Below are 21,215 nucleotides of genomic sequence, written 5' to 3'. Positions count from 1 at the left end.
CCAAACTTTCAGCTGCTTTGCCTGTTTTGCAACTAACCTGAAGATCAGGCCCATTCCAATTTCACAGGAGCTGTCATGCATTTCGATGAAGTCAAAGCGGAAGATTTCACCACCTTCTCCCGTGTACCGCCCCCCCACCTGCAGATGGAGCAATTTCTGATGCAGCTCGGAGGAGGGGGAACTGAAGGAACCAGTTTCAAGAAGAAAGTGATGCTGGCGGCTGGCTGGAGCCACACCGGCGTCGTCTCTTACGGCAAGTATCCGCAAGAGGCCTGCAAGGCATTCAACCGACTGCGGGAGGTGCTGGCCCAGCATGGAGAGCCCGAGAGCATTCTTGCTGCCCTGGCGCAGTGATCCTGAGCTTCGCGTGTAAAAAAGCCCCTTGCGGGGCTTTTTGCATTCAGAGGTGTTCTGGAAGGTGTCGTTACTTTTTCGCTTTGGAGAGCGCCGCCGCGAAGGCGTTGCCCATGGCACCACCCATATGGGGGCTTTGGCGCGGCTCATTTCTTGGCTTGGTGTTGCCAGCACTGCTGTTGCGCGCTTCAGCCGGCTTGCGGGCGGGCTGCCCTGCCTTTTCGTCGAGGCGCATAGTGAGGCTGATCCGCTTGCGCGGGGCGTCCACTTCCAGCACCTTGACCCGCACAATGTCGCCCGCCTTGACCACCTCACGGGGATCCTTGACGAAACGGTCGGTCAGGGAGGAGATGTGCACCAGACCGTCCTGATGAACACCGATATCGACGAAGGCGCCGAAGTTGGTGACGTTGGTGACCACCCCTTCCAGTACCATCTCTGGCACCAGGTCGCTGATCTGCTCCACACCTTCCTTGAAGGTCGCGGTTTTGAACTCGGGGCGCGGGTCGCGGCCCGGCTTGTCCAGCTCGCCGATGATGTCGGTGACGGTAGGTACGCCGAATTGCTCATCGGTATAGTCGGCCGGTTTCAGGCTGCGCAGCAGGCTGCTGTTGCCGAGCAGGCTCTCCACGGTCTGCTCCAGCTTGGCGAGGATCCGCTCCACCACCGGATAGGACTCCGGGTGTACCGCTGAGCTGTCGAGGGGATTGCTGCCGCCGCGAATGCGCAGGAAGCCGGCGCACTGTTCGAAGGCTTTGGGGCCGAGTCGGCTCACTTTCAGCAATTGCTGACGGCTCTTGAATGCGCCGTGCTCATCCCGATAGGCGACGATGTTCTGGGCCAACGTCTGGGAGAGGCCGGAAACCCGGTTGAGCAGGGCGACCGAGGCGGTGTTCACATCGACCCCGACCGCGTTCACGCAATCCTCAACCACGGCATCCAGCCGGCGGGCCAGCTGGCTCTGGCCGACGTCGTGCTGATACTGGCCGACCCCGATACTCTTGGGATCGATTTTGACCAGTTCGGCCAGCGGGTCTTGCAGGCGGCGGGCGATGGAGACGGCGCCACGGATCGAGACGTCGAGATCCGGGAACTCCTGGGAGGCGAGTTCGGAGGCGGAGTAGACCGAGGCTCCTGCTTCGCTCACCACTATCTTCTGCGCCTTGGCGGCGGGGTAGCGCTCGAACAGGTCGCTCACCAGCCGGTCGGTCTCTCGCGAAGCGGTGCCGTTGCCGATGCTGATGAGCTCGACCTTGTGCTTCTGGCACAACTCGCTCAGGGTCTTGAGGCTTTGATCAATCTGGCGTTTTGGTTCGAACGGATAGATGGTGGCGTGATCGACCAGCTTGCCGGTGGCATCCACCACGGCAACCTTGACCCCGGTGCGGATGCCCGGATCCAGCCCCATGGTGCAGCGCATGCCCGCCGGGGCCGCCATCAGCAGATCCTTGAGGTTCATGGCGAACACCTTGATCGCCTCCTCCTCTGCCGATTCGCGGATACGGCCGATCAGCTCGGTCTCCATCTGAAGCGACAACTTGATCTTCCAGGTCCAGCTCACCACCCCTTGCAGCCATTTGTCGGCCGGGCGGTTCTGCAGATTGAGCTTGAGGTGGTGGGCAATGATCCCTTCGCAGGGGCTGGCACTCTCATCGTCACCGGTTACCAGCGCCAGATTGAGGATCCCTTCATTACGGCCGCGCAGCATGGCCAGCACCCGGTGGGAGGGGGCCTTGTGCAGTGGTTCGTCGTGTTCGAAATAGTCCTTGAACTTGGCCCCTTCCTGCTCCTTGCCTGCCACCACGCGGGCGCGCAGGGTGGCATTCTGCCACAGGTAGTCGCGCAACTTCTCCAGCAGGTCGGCCTGCTCGGCGAAGCGCTCCATCAGGATATAGCGGGCGCCGTCGAGGGCAGCCTTGCTGTCGGCAATGCCCTGTTCGGGATTGAGGAAGGTGGCTGCAGCTTGCTCGGGATCCTGCATCGGGTCGCTGAGCAGCAGGTTGGCAAGCGGCTCCAACCCGGCTTCGATCGCCATCTGCCCCTTGGTGCGGCGCTTGGGCTTGTAGGGGAGATAGAGGTCTTCCAGTCGGGTCTTGCTGTCGGCGCCATTCAATTCGCGCATCAGCTCGGGGGTCAGTTTGCCCTGCTCTTCGATGGAGCGAATGATCACCTGACGGCGATCTTCCAGTTCACGCAGATAGCCGAGGCGGCTCTCCAGAGTACGTAGCTGGCTGTCGTCCAGACCGCCGGTCACCTCTTTACGGTAACGGGCGATAAAGGGCACGGTCGAGCCTTCATCCAGCAGGCGCACTGCGGCCTGCACCTGCTCCGGGCGAGCATTGAGCTCACCGGCAATCTGTCTCTCTATGGTTTGCATCATGATGTTGTTGAGGGCCTCTGTGGTCGAGTCCGCGCCATCAGGCGCCAAGTGTGAGCACTATATGGGGTCGTGTTGCGGGATGCCACCCTGCGCCGGGGTCTGCACCCGGCAGACTGATAAAGTCGCAGGGGAGGGCGTTTATCTTGCCATTGCACCTGTGACTCAGGATGTGCCTGTGGCAAGCAGTCCGGCTATTTGGGGTAGCTGATCTCGTTGATATACCAGCAGACGTCACCAACTGGCGTACGGACGATGGCCTCATCACCGACCTCTTTCTTGAGCAGGGCGCGGGCCATGGGGGAGTCGATGGAGATGTAATCCTTGCGCTCGAAGATCTCGTCATAGCCGACGATGCGAAAGCGCTTGGTCTCGCCCTCATCGTTTTCCACCTCGACCCAGGCGCCGAAGAAGACCTTGCCCTCCTGCGCGGGGGCATAGTCGACGATCCCCAGCTCTTCGAGGCATTTGCGCAGGTAGCGCACCCGCCGGTCGATCTCCCGCAGCCGCTTCTTGTTGTACTGGTAGTCGGCATTTTCGCTGCGATCCCCCAGGCTGGCGGCCCATGCCACCTTCCTGGTGACCTCGGGGCGCTCCTGACGCCAGAGGAAATCGAGCTCTTCTTTCAGCTTGTTGTAGCCTTCGCGGGTGATCAGCTTTGTCTTCATGGTGATGCGGACCTGGTCAAAGAGGGGTATTCATCGCTAACTGCTCGGGAATATTAGCTTTTGTCCTCTTGCTGTCGAGAGAAATTGCGCCAGCTTGGCGGGAGCCATTGAGGATGTGGCTGGACAGCGCAGTGACTTGATGGTCGTCACGCTCTCGGGATGGGTAATAACCGGTAACATATTTGTGCTTTGCTCCCGCTATATCCCCCCCTAGTATTGGGGGCAGCTAAAGAATGAAGAGGCAAAGCAATGAGTCAGCAGCAATACAAGGTCCTGGTCGTGGACGATGACCTGAAATTACGTTCCCTGTTGGAACGCTATCTCACCGAGCAGGGATTCGTAGTGCGCGGCGTAGCCAATGGCGAGCAGGCCGATCGCTTGCTGACTCGTGAAAACTTCAGCCTGATGGTGCTCGACCTGATGCTGCCGGGGGAGGATGGGCTCTCCATCTGCCGCCGTCTGCGGGAAGCGGGCAACCAGATCCCTGTTCTGATGCTCACCGCCAAGGGGGATGAAGTGGATCGCATCGTCGGGCTCGAGATGGGGGCCGATGACTATCTGCCCAAGCCGTTCAACCCCCGCGAACTGCTGGCGCGGATCCGTGCCGTGCTGCGCCGCCATACCGTCGAGCTGCCGGGGGCTCCTTCTGCTGCAGAAAAGGTGGTCAACTTCGGTGCCTTCCAGCTCAATCTGGCGACCCGCGAGCTGAGTCGGGATGGTGAACCGATGGCGCTCACCAGCGGTGAATTTGCGGTGCTCAAAGTGCTGGTCAGCCATCCGCGCGAGCCGCTCTCCCGCGACAAGCTGATGAATCTGGCCCGTGGCCGTGAATACACCGCCACCGAGCGCAGCATCGACGTGCAGGTCTCTCGCCTGCGCCGCCTGCTGGAGCAGGATCCGGCCCAGCCCCGCTATCTGCAGACTGTCTGGGGTCTGGGGTATGTGTTCGTGCCAGATGGTGACGGTGCATGAAAAAGGTCGGCAGCATGTTCTCGCGCATGCTCTGGTTTCTGGCTGCCGTCCTAGTGGTCTATCAAGCGGTCTCCTACGTCACCTTCTACAACTATCTGCTGGCGCCAACCGTCAAGCAGATCAGTCACTTGCTGGCCAATCAGGTCAAGCTGATCTTTCCGGTCAACACGGAACAACTGGCGCTGAGCGAAGATGCCGAGGCGCTGGTCTATGTGACGACCGGTACTGATATCTATACCCAGAGCGAGGCGGTGCAGCATGGCTTCAACGAGGCCAAGCCGTACCCCTATCTGGAGGAGAACATCAGCCGCGAACTGGGTGGCCCGGCCAAGGTGCGGGTCGAGATCCAGGATCACTACATCATCTGGATCCAGCCGCCGCAGGCCAGCAAAATCTGGGTGCGGATCCCGCTGACCGAGATTGAAGATGACGATATCGAACCCCTCATCATTTATCTGAGCGTGCTGCTGGTGATCACCCTGTTTGCGGCCTGGCGCTTTGCCCGGCAGCTGGTGCGCCCGCTCGAGGATCTCGAGGCTGGTGCAGTTGCGGTGGCCAGAGGCCATTTCCCCGAGGCGCTGGGGGAGCTGGGATCACGGGAAGTAAGGCGACTGACCCGCACCTTCAACCACATGTCGCACTCCATCAAGAGCCTGATCGAAGAGCGTAACCTGATGATGGCGGGGGTTTCCCACGATCTGCGTACCCCGCTGACCCGCATCCGGCTGGCCACCGAGATGATGTCCTCCGGTGACGAGTACCTTAAGGAGAGCATCAACGCCGACATCGATGAGTCCAATGCCATCATCGATCAGTTCATCGATTACATCCGCCCGGATGAGGGCCAGGATCTGGAGCCGATCGATCTGACCCAGCTGGTGCACGATACCTTGCTGATCTACTCGGAGCAGGGGCTGGAGGTTGATCTGGCGCTGCCGCAAGAGGCGGTGCGGGTGGCCTGCAATCCGGTCAGTATCCGGCGGGTATTGAACAACCTCTCAAGCAACTCGCAGCGTTATGGGGCGAGCCGCTTGTATGCCGAGTTGAAGGACGACGGGCACTGGGTGCGCCTGCGCCTTTCCGATGATGGCCCCGGCATTCCGGAGCAGGACTATTCCCGGGTGCTCAAGCCGTTTACTCAGGGTAATGTGGCGCGGACCGTTGGCGGCAGTGGCTTGGGGTTGGCCATCGTGGCCAAGATAGTCGCCCAGCACCACGGCACTATCCGGTTGGGAAGTTCGGATCTCGGCGGCTTGCTGGTCGAGATGCGGCTGCCGAAACATCAGCCACAGGAGTGGATGGATTGAGAGAAGGGCGTATCCGTGGATACACCCTTCTGCATGGTCAGCTCTTGGTTTCGACTGATGCTCGATAGCGTTTGCCGTACTTGAGCTGCTGGATCAACAGGGCGGCAACGATGAGCGCCAACCCGATTGGGGTGGCTGGATGGATGGCTTCGCCTATCAACAGGTTGAGCAGCACCAGTGAGGCAAACGGCGAGATAAAGATGAGGTTGCTGATGGGGGCCGTGTTGGTGGCATGGCGCAGCGCCATCAGCCAGAGCACGAAACCGAAGCCCATTTCGAACAGTCCCACATAGATGGCTCCAGCCCATCCCTGCCAGGCGGTCATGGCAAAATCGGAGAGCAACCAGGTCGCCACGACGATAAAAGGCAGGCTGATCATAAAGCCAAGCAACAGGCTGACGATGGGATCGCCCTGATTGCGGGTGTTGAGGATCCAGTAGCTGGCCCAGATGAGGGTCGAGACCAGCGCCAGCGTCACGCCGAGGGGGCTGTCGAACTGGAGGCCGAATACATCCCCTCTGGTGGCGATCACCAGCGCGCCAAAATACCCCAGCACGATAGCGATGCCATCGCGCCGACGCAGCTTCTGGCCGAGGAAGGGGACTGCCAGCAGACTGAGAGTGATAGCCCAGGTGTAGTTGAGGGTCTGTGCCTGCTGGGCAGGCAATAGGTCATAGGCCTTGAATAGCAACAGGTAATAGAGAAAGGGGTTCAGCACGCCCAGAGTCAGGTAGTAGAAAGGGCGGGCCTTGATGTAGCTTACCAGCAGCGGCAGTTTGCCCTGTTTGGCGACGACGGCTGTCAGCGTGAGAGTCGAGGTGAAGGCGGCCACAAGCAATAGTTGCACAGGTTCGAAATAGGCGAGGGAGATCTTGAAGGCGGTGGCGACCGTCGACCAGAGGGCAACGGCGCAAAGGCCATACTGATAGGCTTTCTTTTGATCTTTGAGCATGGGATGTCGTTCCACTGACAGAGGCAAGCGCACAGTCTACCAGTCTGCTTGTAACATTGTCGTTACCTTGGTGTCGGCAGCAGAGTGTGTTGCCGCAGGCGAGATCCATCTGTCACATAAAACTGCGCATAATCTGTTCGCTCTCCCTTGCGCAAATTTGAAAAATCCGTATAATCCCCTCCGCTTACCCATGAGGTAAGCCAGACGATATGTCTGCTGCTGAGTTTCCTGTTTACAGGAGCCAGCCATACAGTCCTCCCGATATGGGGGGAAACGTGAAAAATCACACCTCTGGCGGGAGAAATCTCGGTCGGGCGGTGTTGATTTATGTTCTTTTATCTATTGGAGCTCTGTCAATGCAGAACCAAAGAATCCGTATCCGCCTGAAGGCTTTTGATCATCGCCTGATTGATCAATCCACTGCGGAAATCGTTGAAACTGCAAAGCGCACTGGCGCGCAGGTTCGCGGTCCTATTCCGCTGCCGACTCGCAAAGAGCGCTTCACCGTCCTGATCTCCCCGCACGTCAACAAAGATGCGCGTGATCAGTACGAGATCCGCACTCACAAGCGTCTGGTAGACATCGTTGAGCCGACTGACAAGACCGTAGACGCCCTGATGCGTCTGGATCTGGCAGCTGGTGTAGACGTCCAGATCAGCCTGGGTTAATTACGGAAAGAGGTTGATAACAATGACAATCGGTCTTGTAGGTCGCAAAGTGGGTATGACTCGCATCTTCACCGAAGATGGCGTTTCTATCCCGGTGACTGTTATCGAAGTTGAAGCTAACCGTGTAACTCAGGTCAAATCTGTAGAAACCGACGGCTACAACGCTATTCAGGTTACCACTGGCGCCAAGAAAGCCAGCCGTGTGACCAAGCCGGAAGCTGGCCACTTCGCCAAAGCTGGTGTAGAAGCCGGTCGCGGTCTGTGGGAATTCCGCCTGAACAACGGTGAAACTTTCACTGTTGGTAGCGAGCTGAAAGTAGATCTTCTCGCTGACGTTAAGCTGGTAGACGTTACCGGCACATCCAAAGGTAAGGGCTTTGCTGGTACTGTTAAGCGCCACAACTTCCGCACCCAGGATATGACCCACGGTAACTCCTTGTCTCACCGCGTTCCGGGTTCTATCGGTCAGAACCAGACTCCGGGTCGTGTATTCAAGGGCAAAAAGATGGCTGGTCACATGGGTGCTGAGCGTGTAACGACTCAGAACCTGGAACTGGTTCGTGTTGACGCTGAACGCAACCTGCTGCTCATCAAAGGTGCAGTACCGGGTGCAACCAACGGCAACGTGATCGTCAAACCTGCCGTCAAAGCGTAACGTCTGAGGAGATAGTAATGGAATTGGTAATGAAAGACGCCAAGAGCGCTCTTGAAGTTTCCGAGACTACCTTCGGGCGCGAATTCAACGAAGCTCTGGTTCACCAGGTCGTCGTTGCATATGCCGCTGGTGCCCGTCAGGGTACTCGTGCGCAGCTGACTCGCTCTGAAGTGTCTGGTGGCGGCAAAAAGCCGTGGCGTCAGAAGGGTACTGGTCGTGCCCGTGCTGGCTCCATCCGTTCGCCCATCTGGCGTTCCGGTGGTGTGACTTTTGCTGCTAAGCCGCAAGATCACAGCCAGAAAGTAAACAAGAAGATGTACCGCGGCGCTATCCGTAGCATTCTGTCCGAGCTGGTACGTCAAGAGCGCCTGATCGTTGTTGAGAAGTTCGGCATCGAAGCTCCGAAGACCAAAGAACTGATCGCCAAGCTGAAAGAAATGGAACTGACTGACGTTCTGATCGTGACTGCTGAAGTCGATGAGAACCTGTTCCTGGCTGCTCGCAACCTGTACAAAGTTGACGTGCGTGACGTTGCCGGTATCGACCCGGTCAGCCTGATCGCTTTCGACAAGGTTCTGATGACTGCTGACGCAGTTAAGCAAATCGAGGAGATGCTGGCATGATCCGTGAAGAGCGTCTGCTGAAAGTTCTGAAGGCTCCGCACATCTCTGAAAAGAGCACCATGGTTGCAGAAAAGCAGAACACTATCGTGTTCAAAGTTGCTGTTGATGCTACCAAGGCGGAAGTCAAAGCTGCAGTTGCGAAACTGTTCGAGGTCGAAGTTGAGACCGTCCGTACCCTGAACATGAAGGGTAAGACCAAGCGCGCAGGTGCACGCGTAGGCCGTCGTTCCGATTGGAAAAAGGCTTATGTGACCCTGAAAGCTGGTCAGGACATCGACTTCATGGGCGCAGCCGAGTAAGAGGAGTTCTCAAAAATGGCAATCGTTAAGTGCAAGCCTACTTCTCCGGGCCGCCGCCACGTCGTCAAGATCGTCAATCAAGAGCTGTACAAGGGCAAGCCCTTCGCCGCTCTGCTGGACAGCAAAAGCAAGTCCGGTGGTCGTAACAACAACGGCCGTATCACTACCCGTCATATCGGTGGTGGTCACAAGCAGCACTACCGTATCGTCGACTTCAAGCGCGACAAAGACGGTATCCCGGCTAAAGTAGAGCGCCTGGAATACGATCCGAACCGTACCGCTAACATCGCTCTGGTGTTGTATGCAGACGGTGAGCGTCGTTACATCCTGGCTCCGAAAGGCCTGAAAGCTGGTGACGCGATCGCTTCTGGTGCTGATGCAGCCATCAAGGTAGGTAACGCCCTGCCGATGCGCAACATCCCGGTTGGTTCTACCGTTCACGCTGTAGAGATGAAGCCTGGTAAAGGTGCCCAGCTGGCTCGTTCCGCTGGTACTTTCATCCAGATCCTGGCTCGTGAAGGTAACTATGTAACTCTGCGTCTGCGTTCCGGCGAAGTACGTAAAGTTCTGGCCGAGTGCCGCGCTACCATCGGTGAAGTCGGTAACTCCGAGCACATGTTGCGTCAACTGGGTAAAGCCGGTGCAAACCGCTGGCGTGGTATTCGTCCGACCGTTCGCGGTATGGCGATGAACCCGGTTGACCACCCGCACGGTGGTGGTGAGGGTCGTAACAAGGGCATGCAGCCTGTGTCCCCATGGGGCCAGAAGGCTAAAGGCTTCAAGACCCGTAAGAACAAGCGTACCGACAAGTACATCGTACGTCGTCGTAACAAGTAATTGTTAACATAGAGGAATCACCATGCCACGTTCTCTCAAGAAGGGTCCATTTATTGACCTGCACTTGCTGAAGAAGGTAGAGAAAGCGGTGGAAAGCGGGGATAAAAAGCCGGTTAAAACCTGGTCCCGTCGTTCAATGATCATCCCGAACATGATCGGTTTGACCATCGCTGTCCATAATGGTCGTCAGCACGTTCCGGTTTTCGTTACCGAAGAAATGATCGGTCACAAACTGGGTGAATTCGCACCGACTCGTACTTATCGCGGCCATGCTGCTGATAAGAAGGCTAAGAAGCGCTAAGGGATAAATGATGGAAGCTATCGCTAAACACCGTTATGCCCGTACTTCTGCCCAGAAAGCTCGTCTGGTAGCCGATCAAGTACGTGGTCTGTCCGTAGACAAGGCTCTGAATATCCTGACCTTCAGCCCGAAAAAGGCTGCAGTGCTGGTTAAGAAAGTGCTGGAATCTGCCATTGCAAACGCTGAGCACAACGAAGGCGCCGATATCGACGCGCTGCGTGTTGCTACTATCATGGTCGACGAAGGTCCCTCCATGAAGCGCATCCGTCCGCGTGCCAAAGGTCGTGCGGATCGTATCCTCAAGCGTACCGCTCACATCACTGTAGTGGTATCCGACGCTAAGGCTGGGAGATAAGCAATGGGTCAGAAAGTACATCCTAATGGCATTCGCCTGGGTATTACCAAGCCTTGGAATTCTACCTGGTTCGCGAACACCAAAGACTTCGCTGACAACCTGTACAGCGATTTTCAAGTACGCCAGTTCCTGACCAAGGAACTGAAAAACGCGTCCTTGTCCAAGATCACCATTGAGCGTCCGGCCAAGAGCATCCGTGTGACCATTCACACCGCTCGTCCGGGTGTTGTCATCGGTAAGAAAGGCGAAGACGTTGAGAAGCTGCGCAAAGCTGTAGCCACTATTGCTGGCGTGCCTGCTCAGATCAACATTTCCGAAGTCCGCAAGCCGGAGCTGGATGGCAAACTCGTTGCCGACAGCATCACTTCCCAGCTGGAGCGTCGTGTAATGTTCCGTCGTGCTATGAAGCGCGCCGTACAGAACGCAATGCGCCTGGGTGCCAAGGGCATCAAAGTGGAAGTTTCCGGTCGTCTGGGCGGCGCTGAAATCGCGCGTACCGAATGGTACCGTGAAGGTCGTGTGCCGTTGCACACCCTGCGTGCCGACATCGACTACGCAACTTCTGAAGCCCACACCACTTACGGTGTGATCGGCGTTAAAGTTTGGATCTTCAAGGGCGAAGTTCTGGGCGGTCTGGCTGCTGTTAACGCTGCCGCTGCTCAAGAGCAAGCTCCTGCAAAGCCCAAGCGTGACAACAAGCGCCGCGCTGCTAAGTAAGGAGATTCGGTAAATGTTGCAACCTAAGCGTACTAAATTCCGCAAGACCCACAAGGGTCGTAACCGCGGTCTGGCCACCTCTGGTAACGAAGTATCCTTCGGTACCTTTGGCCTGAAGGCGACATCCCGTGGTCAACTGACTGCTCGTCAAATCGAAGCAGCCCGTCGTGCCATGACCCGTCACGTTAAGCGTCAAGGTAAGATCTGGATCCGTGTGTTCCCGGACAAGCCCATCACCGAAAAGCCCCTCGAAGTTCGTATGGGTAAAGGTAAGGGTAACGTGGAATACTGGGTTTGCCCGATCCAGCCTGGCAAGGTTCTGTACGAGATGGACGGTGTACCTGAGGCTCTGGCGCGTGAAGCGTTTGCCCTGGCCGCAGCTAAGCTGTCTGTTCAGACCACTTTCGTAATTAAGACGGTGATGTGATGAAAGCCCAAGATCTGCGTCAAAAGAGCGTCGAAGAACTGAACCAGGAGCTGCTGGGCCTGCTGCGTGAGCAATTCAACATGCGCATGCAAGCGTCCACCGGCCAGCTGGCTCAGACTCACACTCTGAAACAAGTGCGTCGTGACGTCGCACGTATCAAGACTGTACTGACTGAGAAGGCAGGTGCGTAATGACTGACAAGATCCGTACTCTGCAAGGTCGTGTAATCAGCGACAAGATGGACAAGTCCATCACTGTTGCTATCGAGCGCAAGGTAAAGCACCCGATCTACGGTAAGATCATCAAGCGCACTACCAAGCTGCACGTGCATGACGAAAACAACGAGTGCAAAGCTGGCGACCTCGTGGAAATCCGCGAATGCCGCCCGCTGTCCAAGACCAAGTCCTGGACCCTGGTTGCCGTTGTAGAAAAGGCCTAATCGGTACTTTGTAGTCCAAGCGGCCCCTTTCAGGGGCCGTTTGTTTTTTAGGCTACCTTTTCTGAAAATCCTGTGTTATAGTTTCGCGCCTTTTGAAGGCAGCCAGATCCCATTAGGGATAAGAAGTAAACAAAGCGGAGCACTAAGATGATCCAGATGCAAAGTATGCTGGGTGTTGCCGACAACTCCGGCGCTCGCAGTGTAATGTGTATTAAGGTTCTGGGTGGCTCGCACCGCCGTTACGCCGGCATCGGCGACATCATCAAGGTTTCCATCAAGGAAGCCATTCCTCGCGGTAAAGTGAAGAAAGGTGATGTGTATAACGCGGTGGTCGTACGCACCCGTAAAGGCGTTCGTCGTCCGGACGGCTCTGTCATCCGTTTCGACAACAATGCGGCTGTGTTGCTTAACAACAACCAACAGCCAATCGGTACTCGTATTTTTGGCCCGGTGACCCGTGAACTGCGTAATGAGAAGTTCATGAAGATTGTGTCCCTGGCACCCGAAGTACTGTAAGGAGTCGAACGATGGCAGCTAAAATCCGTCGCGAAGACGAAGTGATTGTTCTTACCGGCAAAGACAAGGGCAAGCGTGGCAAAGTCACTCAAGTCCTGATTGCAAAAGGTAAGGTAATCGTGGAAGGCATCAACCAGGTGAAGAAACACCAGAAGCCGGTACCCGCACTGGGTCAGGCTGGCGGTATCGTCACCAAAGAAGCCCCCATCGATGTATCAAACGTAGCGCTGTTCAACTCTGCCACTGGCAAAGCTGACCGCGTTGGTTTCCGGATTGAAGACGGCAAAAAAGTCCGTTTCTTCAAATCCACCGGCGAACTTGTGAAGTAATTGGAGTTTAACGATGGCGAAACTGCATGATTACTACAAATCCGATGTAGTAAATGAACTGTCCAAGCAGTTCGGTTACAAGACTATCATGCAAGTCCCTCGGATCGAGAAAATCACCCTGAACATGGGTGTTGGTGAAGCGATCTCTGACAAGAAGTTGCTGGAAAATGCTGCTGCCGATATGGCTGCCATTTCCGGTCAGAAGCCGCTGATCACCAAAGCTCGCAAATCTGTTGCGGGCTTCAAGATTCGTGAAGGCTACCCGATAGGTTGTAAAGTAACCCTGCGTGGCGAGCGTATGTGGGAGTTCCTGGAACGGCTGATCTGCATCTCCGTACCGCGTATCCGTGACTTCCGTGGCCTGAACGCTAAAGCGTTCGACGGTCGTGGTAACTACTCCATGGGCGTGCGTGAGCAGATCATCTTCCCGGAAATCGACTATGACAAAGTCGATCGCGTCCGTGGTCTGGATATCACCATCACCACTTCCGCGAATACCGATGAAGAAGGCCGTGCTCTGCTGGCTGCCTTTAACTTCCCATTCCGCAAGTAAGGTTAGGGTTATGGCTAAAACATCCATGAAAGCGCGCGAAGCAAAGCGTGCCAAGCTGGTAGCCAAGTACGCGACCAAGCGTGCCGAGCTGAAAGCTATCATCGTTGACATGAACGCTTCTGAAGAAGCGCGTTGGGATGCTGTACTGCAACTGCAACAGCTGCCCCGTGATTCCAGTCCGTCCCGCCAGCGTAACCGTTGCAATATTACTGGTCGTCCGCACGGTTTCCTGCGCAAGTTTGGCCTGTCTCGCATCAAGGTGCGTGAGCATGCCATGAAGGGCGAAATTCCGGGCCTGAAGAAGGCTTCTTGGTAACGAATCTCGGGAGTTAGACTTATGAGCATGCAAGATCCGATCGCGGATATGCTGACCCGCATCCGTAACGGTCAGGCGGCGAGCAAAGTTGCGGTTTCCATGCCTTCTTCCAAGCTGAAAGTGGCTATCGCCAAAGTGCTGAAAGAAGAAGGTTACATCGCTGGCTACTCCGTAGCTGGTGACGTGAAGCCGGAACTGGAAATTGAACTGAAATATTTCCAGGGCAAGCCAGTTGTAGAACTGATCCAACGCGTAAGCCGTCCAGGCCTGCGTATTTACAAGCGCACTACTGATCTGCCGAAAGTTATGGGCGGTCTCGGTGTTGCTATCGTGTCCACGTCTAAAGGTGTGATGACTGACCGTGCTGCTCGCAAAGCAAGCATGGGCGGTGAGATCATCTGCTACGTCGCTTAATAGGAGGTAGGAAATGTCTCGTGTTGCTAAGGCACCCGTCACTATTCCTGCTGGCGTAGAGGTGACTCTGAACGGCCAGGAACTGACCATCAAAGGTGGTAAAGGTTCTCTGGTTCGCTCTATTCACGCCGGTGTAGAAGTGACCAAAGAAGACAATGTACTGAAGTTCGCCCCGCGCGGCAGCATCGCTGGTGCTGACGCTCAGGCCGGTACTGCCCGTGCATTGGTCAACAACATGGTAATCGGTGTTACCCAAGGCTTCGAGCGCAAGCTGCAGCTGGTTGGTGTAGGTTATAAAGCCTCCATCAAGGGCAATGCTGTTGCGCTGGCTCTGGGCTTCTCTCACCCGGTAGAGCATGCGCTGCCGGCTGGTGTGACCGCTGAGTGCCCGACTGCTACAGAAATCGTTCTGCGTGGCGTCGACAAGCAGCTGGTTGGCCAAGTCGCCGCCGATATCCGTGCTTACCGCGCTCCGGAGCCCTACAAGGGCAAGGGTGTACGCTATGCCAACGAGCAAGTGCGTACTAAAGAAGCTAAGAAGAAGTAAGGTAACACTATGGACAAGAAAGCAGCTCGTCTCCGTCGTGCTACTCGTGCTCGGAAAAAGATGCAGGAACTGGGAGCTACCCGTCTGGTTGTTCACCGTACCCCGCGTCATATCTATGCGCAGGTTATTGCAGCCAACGGTTCCGAAGTTCTGGCCTCTGCTTCCACAGTAGAGAAAGCCATCAGTGAAGCTCTGAAATACACCGGTAACGCAGATGCTGCTACCGCTGTAGGTAAGGCTATCGCTGAGCGTGCTATTGCCAAAGGCGTTCAGAACGTATCTTTCGATCGTTCCGGTTTCAAGTATCACGGTCGCATCGCTGCCCTGGCAGCTGCCGCACGTGACGCTGGTCTTCAGTTCTAAGCTAGGAGTCGAAGATGGCTAAAGTCGAATCTCAAGCCGGCGAACTGCAAGAAAAGCTCATTGCAGTAAACCGTGTTTCGAAAACTGTTAAAGGTGGTCGTATCATGTCCTTCACCGCGTTGACCGTGGTGGGTGATGGTAACGGCCGTGTAGGTTACGGTTACGGTAAAGCCCGTGAAGTTCCGGCTGCTATTCAAAAAGCAATGGAACAGGCTAAGCGTAACCTGAACAAGGTTGAGCTGAACAACGGCACTCTGCACCACCCGGTGCGTGGTGTTCACTCTGGCTCCACCGTGTTCATGAAGCCGGCCTCCCAAGGTACTGGTATCATTGCAGGCGGCGCTATGCGTGCTGTTCTGGAAGTTGCCGGTATCCACAACGTGCTGGCCAAGACCTACGGTTCCACCAACCCAATCAACGTTGTTCGCGCTACTGTAGACGCTCTGGTTCACGGTCAATCACCGGAACAGATCGCTGCCAAGCGTGGTCTGCGCGTTGAAGAAATTCTGGGGTAATGCGACATGGCTAACACTGTAAAAGTAACTCAAACTCGCAGCTCTATCGGCCGTCTGCCAAAGCACAAGGCGACTCTGCGTGGTCTGGGTCTGCGTCGCATTGGTCACACCGTTGAGCTGGAAGATACTCCTTGCGTACGCGGCATGATCAACCAGGTTTATTACATGGTTAAGGTGGAGAGCTAAGCATGCGTCTGAACACTCTGTCTCCGGCCGCTGGTTCCAAGCCTGAAAAACAACGTCGTGGTCGTGGTATCGGCTCCGGCTTGGGCAAGACTGGTGGTCGTGGTGTTAAAGGCCAGACCTCTCGTTCCGGTGGCGGTAAAGTCCGCAACGGTTTCGAAGGCGGCCAGATGCCTTTGAAAATCCGTCTGCCGAAGTTCGGTTTCTTCTCTCGCAAATCTTTGGTTTCTGCCGAAGTGCGTCTGAACGAAATCGCCCTGGTAGAAGGTGATGTGGTCGACCTGAGCACTCTGAAGCAAGCCGGTGTTGTTACTAAGAACATCGTGTTCGCTAAAGTTGTTCTGTCAGGCAACATTGACCGTGCTGTGACCGTTCGTGGTCTGTCCGTCACCAAAGGTGCACGCGCAGCCATCGAGGCCGCTGGCGGTAAAATCGAGGAATAATCAGTACAATGGCTAAGAAACCAGGATTGGATGTTAAAGCACAGGGTGGTCTGAGTGAACTGAAGAGCCGTCTGCTCTTCGTTCTCGGGGCGATTATCGTTTTCCGTGCAGGCTCTTATGTGCCGATTCCTGGTATTGACGCCGCCGTACTGGCCGAGTTGTTCCAGCAACAGAAGGGCACCATCATTGAGATGTTCAACATGTTCAGTGGTGGTGCACTCTCGCGTGCTTCTATTCTTGCGTTGGGGATCATGCCGTACATTTCGGCTTCGATCATTATCCAGCTGCTGACAGTGGTTCACCCCGCTCTTGCTGAACTCAAGAAAGAAGGTGAATCCGGCCGTCGCAAGATTAGCCAATATACCCGTTGGGGCACGCTGGTTTTGGGAACTTTCCAGGCCATTGGTATTGCAACCGGTCTGCCGAATATGATGCATGGACTCGTGACTAATCCGGGTCTGGGTTTCTATTTCACAGCGGTTGTGAGTCTGGTCACCGGTACCATGTTTTTGATGTGGTTGGGTGAGCAGATTACCGAGCGTGGGATTGGTAATGGTATCTCGTTGATTATTTTCACAGGTATCGTTGCTGGTCTGCCGCATGCCATTGGCGCTACGGCCGAACAGGCACGTCAAGGGGAATTGCACATCCTGCTGTTGTTGTTGCTGGGCTTGATTGTTTTCGCAGTGACTTACTTTGTGGTGTTCGTGGAGCGTGGTCAGCGTCGTATCGTCGTTAACTATGCCAAGCGTCAACAAGGCCGCCAGGTATTTGCCGCGCAAAGCACACACCTGCCGTTGAAAGTGAATATGGCTGGTGTGATTCCTGCGATTTTCGCATCCAGTATCATCCTCTTCCCGGGGACCATTACCTCTTGGTTTGGTCAGGGCGAGGGTAAAGTAGCTGATATCCTGCAACAGGTCTCTATGGTCCTGCAGCCGGGTCAACCGCTTTACGAGATGCTGTATGCAGCAGCCATTATCTTCTTCTGCTTCTTCTATACCGCGCTGGTGTTCAACCCCCGCGAGACAGCAGATAATCTGAAGAAGAGTGGAGCCTTTATCCCGGGGATTCGCCCGGGCGAGCAGACAGCACGTTACATCGATAAGGTTATGACTCGCCTGACATTGGCAGGTGCGCTCTATATAACCTTTATCTGTCTGGTACCCCAGTTCTTGATGACTGCCTGGAACGTACAGTTCTACTTCGGTGGCACTTCGCTGCTGATTATCGTGGTAGTTATCATGGACTTCATGGCTCAGGTACAAACCCATATGATGTCTCATCAATATGGCGACGTCCTGAGGAAGGCCAACCTGAAGGGCTACGGCCGCTAAAGGTCGGCGTAGTTACGGAGTTAAGCAATGAAAGTTCGTGCTTCCGTTAAGGCAATCTGCCGTAACTGCAAAATCATCAAGCGTCACGGTGTGGTGCGTGTGATTTGCAGCGAGCCAAAGCATAAACAGCGCCAAGGCTAATTTTTTACGGTTAGTACTTGCAACAAATAGTTGTGCTGGCTAATATAGCCAGCCAACTTTTGTTGTGTATTGGTTGACCGCCACGTATCCGCTCACGGGCTTTGTGGTGGTCGTAATCTACTATATGTAGGAGTGAATAGTGGCCCGTATCGCTGGCATTAACATTCCTGACCATAAGCATGCAGTCATCGCTTTGACTGCTATTTATGGCGTCGGTCGTACCCGCTCCAAGGCCATCTGTGCCGCAGCCGGTATCGCTGAGAATGTGAAAATTAAAGACCTGGACGAAGCTCAGATCGAGAGTCTGCGTGAACAAGTAGGTAAATTCACCGTTGAAGGTGACCTGCGTCGTCAGATTTCCATGAACATCAAGCGATTGATGGATCTGGGTTGCTACCGTGGTTTGCGTCACCGTCGTAGCCTGCCTGTTCGTGGTCAACGTACCAAGACCAACGCTCGTACCCGTAAGGGTCCGCGCAAGGCTATCAAGAAGTAACGGGAAGGTAGAAAATGGCTAAAACTCCGACTCGTGCTCGCAAGCGCGTTAAAAAGCAAGTGAGCGACGGTATTGCGCACGTTCATGCATCTTTCAACAACACAATCGTGACCATTACTGACCGTCAGGGCAATGCTCTGTCTTGGGCTACTTCTGGTGGTTCCGGTTTCCGTGGTTCTCGTAAGTCCACCCCGTTCGCTGCTCAGGTAGCTGCCGAGCGCGCTGGTGAGATGGCCAAAGAATATGGCGTCAAGAACCTGGAAGTCATGGTCAAAGGTCCGGGTCCCGGTCGTGAGTCTTCCATCCGCGCCCTGAACGCGGCTGGTTTCCGCATCACTAACATTACTGATGTGACTCCGATCCCGCACAACGGTTGTCGTCCTCCCAAGAAGCGCCGCGTATAACGCTGTAGCTACTTGGTCTAGGATTGTTGGAGAAAGAAGATGGCAAGATATATCGGTCCTAAGCTTAAGCTTAGCCGTCGTGAGGGCACCGACCTCTTCCTGAAGTCAGGTGTTCGTGCGATTGATTCTAAGTGCAAGATTGACACCGCCCCTGGTCAGCACGGTGCGCGTAAAGCGCGTCTGTCCGACTACGGTGTTCAGCTGCGCGAGAAACAAAAAGTTCGTCGTATCTACGGCGTATTGGAAAAACAGTTCCGCAACTACTACCGCGACGCTGCCCGTCAAAAGGGTAACACCGGTGAAAACCTGTTGCAGCTGCTGGAAGGTCGTTTGGACAACGTTGTTTACCGTATGGGCTTCGGCGCTACCCGTGCTGAATCTCGTCAGCTGGTGAGCCACAAGGCCATCATGGTAAACGGTCGCGTTGTGAACATTCCTTCTTTCCAGGTTTCCCCTGAGGACGTGATCTGCGTTCGTGAGAAGGCTAAGAAGCAAGCGCGTATCAAAGCTTCCCTGGAAGTTGCTGGTCAGCGTGAGAAGCCGACTTGGGTAGAGGTTGACGCCGCTAAAATGGAAGGTGCTTTCAAGCGTCTGCCAGAGCGTTCCGACCTGTCTGCCGACATTAACGAACAGCTGATCGTCGAGCTTTACTCCAAGTAAAGCTAGCTTCTAAAGAGAGGACACAATGCTGGGTTCTGTAACAGATTTTCTTAAACCGCGGCTAGTTGACATCGAGCAAGTTAGCCCGACTCATGCGAAAGTGACTCTTGAGCCACTCGAGCGTGGCTTTGGTCACACGCTGGGCAACGCCCTGCGTCGTATTTTGCTGTCATCTATGCCCGGTTGTGCAGTTACTGAAGTCGAAATTGACGGGGTACTGCATGAGTACAGCAGCAAAGAAGGTGTACAGGAAGACATTCTTGAAATCCTGCTCAACCTGAAAGGTATCGCTGTGAAGCTGGAAGGCAAGGACGAGGTAACTCTGTCCCTGACCAAGTCTGGAACAGGCCCCGTTACCGCTGGTGATATCACTCACGGTGATGAAGTCGAGATCGTAAACCCGGAGCACGTAATCTGCCACCTGACTGGTGCCAATGCTGAAATCAGCATGCGCCTGAAAGTTCAGCGCGGTCGTGGTTATGTGCCTGCTTCTGCTCGTGTTCACAACGATGACGAAGAGCGCCCGATTGGTCGCCTGCTGCTGGACTCTGCGTTCAGCCCCATCGTTCGTATTGCCTACAATGTTGAGGCAGCACGTGTGGAACAGCGTACCGACTTGGACAAGCTGGTCATCGACATGGAGACCAATGGTACCCTGGATCCTGAAGAAGCCATCCGTCGTTCTGCCACTATTCTGGCCGAGCAACTGGAAGCCTTCGTGGATCTGCGCGATGTCAGCGTGCCCGAGAAGAAAGAAGAGAAACCCGAGTTTGATCCGATTCTGCTACGTCCTGTCGATGATTTGGAGCTGACAGTTCGTTCTGCGAACTGTCTGAAGGCAGAAGCTATCCACTATATTGGTGATCTGGTACAGCGTACCGAAGTTGAGTTGCTTAAAACTCCTAACCTCGGTAAGAAGTCCCTGACTGAGATCAAGGACGTGTTGGCCTCCCGTGGTCTGTCTCTTGGCATGCGCCTTGAGAACTGGCCGCCCGCCAGCATCGCTGACGAGTAATCCAGATTACGGGTTTCACAGATTTAGTTAGAAGGATAAGGTCATGCGCCATCGTTTGAGTGGTCGTCAACTGAACCGGAACAGCAGCCATCGTCAGGCAATGTTCCGCAACATGGCCAGCTCCCTGGTTCGTCATGAGATCATCAAGACGACTCTGCCTAAGGCAAAAGAGCTGCGTCGTGTAGTTGAACCGCTGATCACCCTTGCCAAGACTGATAGCGTTGCTAATCGTCGTCTGGCATTTGCCCGCACTCGCGACAACGCGATCGTGGCTAAGCTGTTCAATGAACTGGGCCCGCGCTACCTGGAGCGCGCCGGCGGTTATACTCGCATTCTGAAATGCGGTTTCCGTGCAGGCGACAACGCCCCTATGGCTTACATTGAGCTGGTAGACCGCCCGGCCGCTGCTGAAGCAGCTGCTGAGTGATAAAGAAAAAGCCGGGCTTGTCCCGGCTTTTCTTTTAATTAATTCTGATACTGCCTCAACTGCCTCAACTGCCTCAACTGCCTCAACTGCCTCAACTGCCTCAACTGCCTCAACTGCCTCAACTGCCTCAACTGCCTCAACTGCCTTCTCTCATTATTCAACTCCTTCTATATAAGGAGTAAGAGTTGCCCCTGAGCCTGGCGAAATGGTGAATGGCTTGCGCACTTCATTTGAGCATCGTCGGCCAGTTCGATATCGCCCACCAGTGTCGCGCAGGGATCTACATACACCCGTTTGCCCAGTTGCGGGCGTTTTCCCTTGTAGGGTCTCAGTCGCAAGTCCATCTTGACCTCCTTGTTTTCGGCCATTCTAGCAATCTCGAACCGGTTTCTGTGGATAAGCTTGTATAAAAGCTGTGTCTGGATATGAATAACTAAAAAAGTGCGGTTTTTTGCAATTTTATTGCAGATAAGGGGTTGCCAGAAAGAATTCACTCCCTATAATGCGCCTCATCGACAGGGCAAGCGGCAACGCAGAAAGCCAAGTCGATAACCTCGAAAAGCCTTTAAAAATAAGGCTTGACTCGAGAAAGCGGTTGAGTAGAA

The 21,215-nt window shown here is 55.1% G+C and carries 34 protein-coding genes and 1 pseudogene; 31 read left to right on the top strand and 4 right to left on the bottom strand.

What is annotated here, in order from left to right; translation table 11 throughout:
• Window positions 1–75: 75 nt before the first annotated feature.
• Complete coding sequence (locus AB5Y83_RS07785) at window positions 76–354, top strand: hypothetical protein (RefSeq protein WP_005340630.1); 279 nt, start codon at window positions 76–78, stop codon at window positions 352–354.
• Between the two features lie 70 nt (window positions 355–424).
• Here the strand turns inward: AB5Y83_RS07785 and AB5Y83_RS07780 are convergent, their stop codons facing one another.
• Together AB5Y83_RS07780 and greB are read right to left on the bottom strand one after the other, a co-directional pair.
• A complete protein-coding gene (locus AB5Y83_RS07780) occupies window positions 425–2,734 on the bottom strand; it encodes a Tex family protein (RefSeq protein ID WP_031227719.1) in 2,310 nt (769 codons plus the stop codon).
• A 191-nt stretch (window positions 2,735–2,925) separates the two neighbouring features.
• Window positions 2,926–3,399, bottom strand: a complete 474-nt coding sequence (gene greB / locus AB5Y83_RS07775; protein WP_005340627.1) for a transcription elongation factor GreB — start codon at window positions 3,397–3,399, stop codon at window positions 2,926–2,928.
• A gap of 249 nt (window positions 3,400–3,648) precedes the next feature.
• On the opposite strand from greB, the gene ompR reads away from it, so the two are divergent.
• Together ompR and envZ are read left to right on the top strand one after the other, a co-directional pair.
• Window positions 3,649–4,371: a two-component system response regulator OmpR gene (ompR, locus tag AB5Y83_RS07770; protein ID WP_005340625.1), complete on the top strand. Its 723-nt coding sequence runs from the start codon at window positions 3,649–3,651 to the stop codon at window positions 4,369–4,371.
• Window positions 4,368–5,678 (top strand): two-component system sensor histidine kinase EnvZ, encoded by a 1,311-nt coding sequence (gene envZ, locus AB5Y83_RS07765; RefSeq protein WP_064339174.1) that lies wholly within the window; start codon window positions 4,368–4,370, stop codon window positions 5,676–5,678. Before ompR ends, envZ begins: the two co-directional genes overlap by 4 nt.
• Window positions 5,679–5,715: 37 nt before the next feature.
• Here the strand turns inward: envZ and AB5Y83_RS07760 are convergent, their stop codons facing one another.
• Window positions 5,716–6,630 carry a DMT family transporter gene (locus AB5Y83_RS07760; protein WP_227272841.1) on the bottom strand — a complete coding sequence of 305 codons (915 nt, stop codon included), beginning with the start codon at window positions 6,628–6,630 and terminating at the stop codon, window positions 5,716–5,718.
• Window positions 6,631–6,986: 356 nt separating this feature from the next.
• Here AB5Y83_RS07760 and rpsJ point away from each other — a divergent pair, with 356 nt between their 5' ends.
• From rpsJ to rplQ, 28 genes are all read left to right on the top strand, one after another.
• The gene (gene rpsJ / locus AB5Y83_RS07755) at window positions 6,987–7,298 is read left to right on the top strand and encodes a 30S ribosomal protein S10 (protein WP_005307944.1); all 312 of its coding nucleotides are present in this window, start codon (window positions 6,987–6,989) and stop codon (window positions 7,296–7,298) included.
• Window positions 7,299–7,320: 22 nt separating this feature from the next.
• Window positions 7,321–7,953, top strand: coding sequence for a 50S ribosomal protein L3 (gene rplC / locus AB5Y83_RS07750; RefSeq protein ID WP_005340620.1), 633 nt, complete (start codon window positions 7,321–7,323; stop codon window positions 7,951–7,953).
• Between the two features lie 17 nt (window positions 7,954–7,970).
• Window positions 7,971–8,576, top strand: a complete 606-nt coding sequence (gene rplD, locus AB5Y83_RS07745) for a 50S ribosomal protein L4 (RefSeq protein ID WP_005340616.1) — start codon at window positions 7,971–7,973, stop codon at window positions 8,574–8,576.
• Window positions 8,576–8,875 carry a 50S ribosomal protein L23 gene (rplW, locus tag AB5Y83_RS07740; RefSeq protein WP_342690021.1) on the top strand — a complete coding sequence of 100 codons (300 nt, stop codon included), beginning with the start codon at window positions 8,576–8,578 and terminating at the stop codon, window positions 8,873–8,875. Before rplD ends, rplW begins: the two co-directional genes overlap by 1 nt.
• Before the next feature lie 15 nt (window positions 8,876–8,890).
• Window positions 8,891–9,712, top strand: coding sequence for a 50S ribosomal protein L2 (gene rplB, locus AB5Y83_RS07735; RefSeq protein ID WP_005340614.1), 822 nt, complete (start codon window positions 8,891–8,893; stop codon window positions 9,710–9,712).
• Window positions 9,713–9,734: 22 nt separating this feature from the next.
• Window positions 9,735–10,013 carry a 30S ribosomal protein S19 gene (gene rpsS / locus AB5Y83_RS07730; protein WP_005307960.1) on the top strand — a complete coding sequence of 93 codons (279 nt, stop codon included), beginning with the start codon at window positions 9,735–9,737 and terminating at the stop codon, window positions 10,011–10,013.
• Window positions 10,014–10,023: 10 nt separating this feature from the next.
• Window positions 10,024–10,368 (top strand): 50S ribosomal protein L22, encoded by a 345-nt coding sequence (rplV, locus tag AB5Y83_RS07725; RefSeq protein ID WP_005319741.1) that lies wholly within the window; start codon window positions 10,024–10,026, stop codon window positions 10,366–10,368.
• A gap of 3 nt (window positions 10,369–10,371) precedes the next feature.
• The gene (gene rpsC / locus AB5Y83_RS07720; RefSeq protein ID WP_005307962.1) at window positions 10,372–11,085 is read left to right on the top strand and encodes a 30S ribosomal protein S3; all 714 of its coding nucleotides are present in this window, start codon (window positions 10,372–10,374) and stop codon (window positions 11,083–11,085) included.
• A gap of 13 nt (window positions 11,086–11,098) precedes the next feature.
• Window positions 11,099–11,512: a 50S ribosomal protein L16 gene (rplP, locus tag AB5Y83_RS07715; protein ID WP_005340612.1), complete on the top strand. Its 414-nt coding sequence runs from the start codon at window positions 11,099–11,101 to the stop codon at window positions 11,510–11,512.
• Complete coding sequence (gene rpmC, locus AB5Y83_RS07710) at window positions 11,512–11,703, top strand: 50S ribosomal protein L29 (protein ID WP_005307965.1); 192 nt, start codon at window positions 11,512–11,514, stop codon at window positions 11,701–11,703. The genes rplP and rpmC overlap by 1 nt, the downstream gene beginning before the upstream one ends.
• Window positions 11,703–11,951 carry a 30S ribosomal protein S17 gene (rpsQ, locus tag AB5Y83_RS07705; RefSeq protein ID WP_005307966.1) on the top strand — a complete coding sequence of 83 codons (249 nt, stop codon included), beginning with the start codon at window positions 11,703–11,705 and terminating at the stop codon, window positions 11,949–11,951. Before rpmC ends, rpsQ begins: the two co-directional genes overlap by 1 nt.
• 147 nt (window positions 11,952–12,098) lie before the next feature.
• Window positions 12,099–12,467 (top strand): 50S ribosomal protein L14, encoded by a 369-nt coding sequence (gene rplN, locus AB5Y83_RS07700; protein ID WP_005307975.1) that lies wholly within the window; start codon window positions 12,099–12,101, stop codon window positions 12,465–12,467.
• Window positions 12,468–12,478: 11 nt separating this feature from the next.
• A complete protein-coding gene (gene rplX, locus AB5Y83_RS07695; protein ID WP_005307977.1) occupies window positions 12,479–12,796 on the top strand; it encodes a 50S ribosomal protein L24 in 318 nt (105 codons plus the stop codon).
• A 13-nt stretch (window positions 12,797–12,809) separates the two neighbouring features.
• Window positions 12,810–13,349 carry a 50S ribosomal protein L5 gene (rplE, locus tag AB5Y83_RS07690; protein ID WP_005331162.1) on the top strand — a complete coding sequence of 180 codons (540 nt, stop codon included), beginning with the start codon at window positions 12,810–12,812 and terminating at the stop codon, window positions 13,347–13,349.
• Between the two features lie 10 nt (window positions 13,350–13,359).
• On the top strand, window positions 13,360–13,665 hold the full coding sequence (gene rpsN, locus AB5Y83_RS07685) for a 30S ribosomal protein S14 (RefSeq protein ID WP_005340609.1): 306 nt from the start codon (window positions 13,360–13,362) through the stop codon (window positions 13,663–13,665).
• A gap of 21 nt (window positions 13,666–13,686) precedes the next feature.
• Window positions 13,687–14,079: a 30S ribosomal protein S8 gene (rpsH, locus tag AB5Y83_RS07680; protein ID WP_005307980.1), complete on the top strand. Its 393-nt coding sequence runs from the start codon at window positions 13,687–13,689 to the stop codon at window positions 14,077–14,079.
• A 13-nt stretch (window positions 14,080–14,092) separates the two neighbouring features.
• On the top strand, window positions 14,093–14,626 hold the full coding sequence (gene rplF / locus AB5Y83_RS07675; protein WP_005340607.1) for a 50S ribosomal protein L6: 534 nt from the start codon (window positions 14,093–14,095) through the stop codon (window positions 14,624–14,626).
• 9 nt (window positions 14,627–14,635) lie between these two features.
• A complete protein-coding gene (gene rplR / locus AB5Y83_RS07670) occupies window positions 14,636–14,989 on the top strand; it encodes a 50S ribosomal protein L18 (protein ID WP_005340606.1) in 354 nt (117 codons plus the stop codon).
• A gap of 14 nt (window positions 14,990–15,003) precedes the next feature.
• A complete protein-coding gene (gene rpsE / locus AB5Y83_RS07665) occupies window positions 15,004–15,504 on the top strand; it encodes a 30S ribosomal protein S5 (protein WP_005340605.1) in 501 nt (166 codons plus the stop codon).
• Between the two features lie 6 nt (window positions 15,505–15,510).
• A complete protein-coding gene (gene rpmD / locus AB5Y83_RS07660) occupies window positions 15,511–15,690 on the top strand; it encodes a 50S ribosomal protein L30 (RefSeq protein ID WP_368174952.1) in 180 nt (59 codons plus the stop codon).
• Between the two features lie 2 nt (window positions 15,691–15,692).
• On the top strand, window positions 15,693–16,130 hold the full coding sequence (gene rplO / locus AB5Y83_RS07655; RefSeq protein ID WP_005340604.1) for a 50S ribosomal protein L15: 438 nt from the start codon (window positions 15,693–15,695) through the stop codon (window positions 16,128–16,130).
• Window positions 16,131–16,138: 8 nt separating this feature from the next.
• The gene (gene secY / locus AB5Y83_RS07650) at window positions 16,139–17,467 is read left to right on the top strand and encodes a preprotein translocase subunit SecY (RefSeq protein WP_005340602.1); all 1,329 of its coding nucleotides are present in this window, start codon (window positions 16,139–16,141) and stop codon (window positions 17,465–17,467) included.
• Between the two features lie 27 nt (window positions 17,468–17,494).
• Complete coding sequence (gene rpmJ / locus AB5Y83_RS07645; protein ID WP_005319705.1) at window positions 17,495–17,608, top strand: 50S ribosomal protein L36; 114 nt, start codon at window positions 17,495–17,497, stop codon at window positions 17,606–17,608.
• 139 nt (window positions 17,609–17,747) lie between these two features.
• The gene (gene rpsM, locus AB5Y83_RS07640; protein ID WP_005307991.1) at window positions 17,748–18,104 is read left to right on the top strand and encodes a 30S ribosomal protein S13; all 357 of its coding nucleotides are present in this window, start codon (window positions 17,748–17,750) and stop codon (window positions 18,102–18,104) included.
• A 14-nt stretch (window positions 18,105–18,118) separates the two neighbouring features.
• Window positions 18,119–18,508 carry a 30S ribosomal protein S11 gene (gene rpsK / locus AB5Y83_RS07635; RefSeq protein WP_005307993.1) on the top strand — a complete coding sequence of 130 codons (390 nt, stop codon included), beginning with the start codon at window positions 18,119–18,121 and terminating at the stop codon, window positions 18,506–18,508.
• A 39-nt stretch (window positions 18,509–18,547) separates the two neighbouring features.
• The gene (gene rpsD / locus AB5Y83_RS07630; protein ID WP_005340600.1) at window positions 18,548–19,168 is read left to right on the top strand and encodes a 30S ribosomal protein S4; all 621 of its coding nucleotides are present in this window, start codon (window positions 18,548–18,550) and stop codon (window positions 19,166–19,168) included.
• Between the two features lie 25 nt (window positions 19,169–19,193).
• A complete protein-coding gene (rpoA, locus tag AB5Y83_RS07625; protein ID WP_005307997.1) occupies window positions 19,194–20,183 on the top strand; it encodes a DNA-directed RNA polymerase subunit alpha in 990 nt (329 codons plus the stop codon).
• A gap of 43 nt (window positions 20,184–20,226) precedes the next feature.
• Complete coding sequence (gene rplQ, locus AB5Y83_RS07620; RefSeq protein WP_005307999.1) at window positions 20,227–20,610, top strand: 50S ribosomal protein L17; 384 nt, start codon at window positions 20,227–20,229, stop codon at window positions 20,608–20,610.
• 236 nt (window positions 20,611–20,846) lie between these two features.
• Here the strand turns inward: rplQ and AB5Y83_RS07615 are convergent.
• Window positions 20,847–20,954 (bottom strand): annotated as a pseudogene (locus AB5Y83_RS07615) (gamma carbonic anhydrase family protein); the annotation flags it as partial.
• Window positions 20,955–21,215: the final 261 nt, after the last annotated feature.

Origin of the sequence: Aeromonas sp. R5-4 (assembly GCF_040908215.1) — a bacterium.
Lineage (GTDB): Bacteria > Pseudomonadota > Gammaproteobacteria > Enterobacterales > Aeromonadaceae > Aeromonas > Aeromonas veronii.
This window is presented reverse-complemented; position numbering and strand designations above follow the sequence as displayed.